The organism is Streptomyces sp. NPDC054847, assembly GCF_053610925.1.
Genome location: NZ_JBSGZJ010000615.1, coordinates 1 through 3,278, shown reverse-complemented (window position 1 = coordinate 3,278; position 3,278 = coordinate 1). Strand labels below are relative to the sequence as shown.

Below are 3,278 nucleotides of genomic sequence, written 5' to 3'. Positions count from 1 at the left end.
GGCCGGACCATCCCTGAGCCGCCGGGCCGGGCCACCGCCGGCAGAACCGCCGGGGGGCCGGGCCCGGCAGCCGGTGACGGCGCCGGCCCGGTTGCGCGGCGGCTCACGCCGCCTTGCGGCCGCCGAACGCGGCGAGGGTGCGCTCCAGCGCGGGCATCGCGCGGACGGTACGCCGGGAGCGGATCAGCATGTCCCACGCGGGCTCGAACTTCTTCCACCCGCCCGCGTACGCGAGGTGCCGCATCCGCTCGTGCGGGCCGGGCTGGGCGGAGGCGCCGCGCCAGATGTTGGACCAGCGGTAGAAGTCGCGGTAGGCGCGCCAGTAGCCGTCCTCCAGCTGACGGGGGGTCATACCCTTGGGCCGGTAGACCACATGGCGGGTGTCGTACAGGTCCCAGTCGCGGTGCACGATGCGGTCCTCCGCCTCCATCTGCTTCCACAGCCCCGTGGAGGGATACGGCGTCATGATGTGGAACGTCGCCGTCTCGATGCCCTGCTCGACCGCCCATTCCACCGTGCGGTCGAAGACGTCCGGGCCGTCCTGGTCGAGGCCGAAGACGAAGCTGGCGTTGACCATGACGCCAGCGTCATGGAGGCGGCGGACCGCCGCGCCGTAGTCCTTGCCGATGTTCTGGTTCTTGCGGCGCTCCGCCAGGTTCGCGTCGTTGACGGTCTCGAAGCCGACGAACAGGCTGCGCAGGCCCGCGTCGACCGCGCGCTCCAGAAGTCCCGGCTGGAGCACGGAGTTGACCGTGCCGGCCGCCTGCCACAGGCGGCCCATGCCCGACATACCGTCGAACAGGGCTTCCGCGAAGCGCCGGTTGCCCAGCAGGTGGTCGTCGAGGAAATAGAGGTGGCGGCCGGGCAGCCGCTCGATCTCCGACAGGGCGTCGTCGACGGTCTGCGTGTAGAAGGACTTGCCGCCCTCGAAGAACGCGTCCTTGTAGCAGAAGTCGCAGTGGTGCGGGCAACCGCGCGAGACGACGATCGAGTTGGGCACGAGATACAGGTGGCGCTTGATCAGGTCACGGCGCACCGGCGGGAGGCCGGCCAGGGTGCGCTGCGCCGTGGAGTCGTAGCGCCGGGCCGCCGCGCCGTCGCGGAAGTCCTTCAGGAACAGCGGCCACTGCTCCTCCCCCGGCCCGGTGAAGATGGTGTCCGCGTGCCGCGCGGCCTCGTCCGGCAGTGAGGTGACGTGGAGTCCGCCCATCGCCACATGCACGCCCCGCGCGCGGAAGTGGTCGGCTATCTCGTAACTGCGGCGCGCCGACGTGATGTACGGCTGGAGCACCAGCAGGTCGGGGCTGGGCAGGGACTCGATGTCGATGCGCTCGACGTGTTCGTCGTACAGCATCACCTCGTCCGACTCGTCGAGGTACCCCGCGAGGGTCGCGAGACCGAGCGGCGGGAACAGCGAGTACTTGATGGGACGGAAGAGCGGACTGGTCGCTTCGGTCAGGGCCGGGAGGATCATCATCACGCGCATGACAGCCGAGACTGCGGAAACCGGTCCCGCAGTTCCCGCACACACGTGCGCCCCGGCAGCACGGGGCTGCCGGGGCGTGGTGCGTACGCCGGACGCCGCGGACGTCCGCGGCGCGGGGGTCAGAGAAGGCCGAGCTCGCGGACCGCGTCGCGCTCCTCCACCAGCTCCTGCACCGAGGCGTCGATGCGGGTGCGGGAGAACTCGTTGATGTCCAGGCCCTGGACGATCTCGTACTTGCCGTCCTTGCAGGTGACCGGGAAGGAGGAGATCAGGCCCTCCGGGACGCCGTAGGAACCGTCGGACGGGATGCCCATGGAGGTCCAGTCGCCCTCGGCGGTGCCGTTGACCCAGGTGTGGACGTGGTCGATGGCGGCGTTCGCGGCCGAGGCGGCGGACGACGCGCCACGGGCCTCGATGATCGCGGCGCCGCGCTTGGCGACGGTCGGGATGAAGGTGTCGGCCAGCCACTGCTGGTCGTTCACGACCTCCGCGGCGTTCTTGCCGGCGATCTCCGCGTGGAAGATGTCCGGGTACTGGGTGGCGGAGTGGTTGCCCCAGATGGTGAGGCGCTTGATGTCGGAGACGGAGGCGCCGGTCTTGGCGGCCAGCTGCGAGATCGCGCGGTTGTGGTCCAGGCGGGTCATCGCGGTGAAGCGCTCGGCCGGTACGTCCGGGGCCGCGGCCTGGGCGATGAGGGCGTTGGTGTTGGCCGGGTTGCCGACGACGAGGACGCGGATGTCGTCCGCGGCGTTGTCGTTGATGGCCTTGCCCTGGGGCTTGAAGATGCCGCCGTTGGCGGACAGCAGGTCGCCGCGCTCCATGCCCTTGGTGCGGGGGCGGGCGCCGACGAGGAGGGCTACGTTGGCGCCGTCGAAGCCGACGTTCGGGTCGTCGGTGATCTCGATGCCCTTGAGCAGCGGGAAGGCGCAGTCGTCGAGCTCCATGGCGGTGCCCTCGGCGGCCTTGAGGCCCTGCGGGATCTCGAGCAGGCGCAGCTTGACCGGCACATCCGCGCCGAGCAGGTGGCCGGAGGCGATGCGGAAGAGCAGCGCGTAGCCGATCTGGCCGGCCGCGCCGGTCACGGTGACGTTGACGGGAGTGCGGGTCATGGCGATCTCCGTAAGACAGCTGGCGGTGGGCAACACTGCCCCTCGTACGGGACCTCTCGTCCACGCCCGGGGTGAATCTTGACGTGAAGAGATTTCCAGCGGTCAGGCTATCCGACCCGGGCACGGACCGATCCACGCCCCCTTGTGGCGCGTCTCACCGTCCGCGCCACAAGGTGTGGGTCACGGTGCGGTCGTGCAGCCCTCCGTGCCGGTCGTGAGCGTGGCACACGCCTTGGCGTCGGCCGGGTCGGGCGCGGCCGCCATCGGGGTGTACGCGTCCTTGTCGGCGTTGACCAGGGCGCTCTCCTGGGCCTTGCCGCCGACGGCTATCCGCACCGCGTCCCCCACGGCCGCCTTGGTGATACGGGCCCATGCCGCGCCGCACACCTGGCTGTGCCGGACCTCTATCACCGCCGTGCCGACGGTGGCCGTCGAGACGGTCTTGGCGTATTCGCCGCCGCAGCCCATGATTTCCGGGTCCTGGCCGGCGCAGTCGGCGCCGTTGCACTTCACTCCGGCCGGCAGCTCGGGGGCGGTGGTGGTGGGCGCGGCCGAAGGGCTTCGCGTCGCCCGGTCCTCGCGTCCGTCACCTCCGTCACCGTTGACGAGGAACCAGCCGCCCGCGGCCACGATGAGCACGCTCACCACGGCGGCCGCGACGAACGGGCCCTTACGGGGGCGCC

3 protein-coding genes are annotated in these 3,278 nt (G+C 70.8%); all 3 read right to left on the bottom strand.

The window, feature by feature from the left end; all coding sequences use genetic code 11:
- Positions 1–103 precede the first annotated feature (103 nt).
- Positions 104–1,486 carry a B12-binding domain-containing radical SAM protein gene (locus ACWGH4_RS33240; protein WP_453467403.1) on the bottom strand — a complete coding sequence of 461 codons (1,383 nt, stop codon included), beginning with the start codon at positions 1,484–1,486 and terminating at the stop codon, positions 104–106.
- A 119-nt stretch (positions 1,487–1,605) separates the two neighbouring features.
- Complete coding sequence (locus ACWGH4_RS33235; protein ID WP_453467401.1) at positions 1,606–2,595, bottom strand: malate dehydrogenase; 990 nt, start codon at positions 2,593–2,595, stop codon at positions 1,606–1,608.
- 180 nt (positions 2,596–2,775) lie between these two features.
- Positions 2,776–3,278: DUF2690 domain-containing protein (locus tag ACWGH4_RS33230; protein ID WP_453467399.1), on the bottom strand; the 503-nt coding region annotated here is incomplete at its 5' end.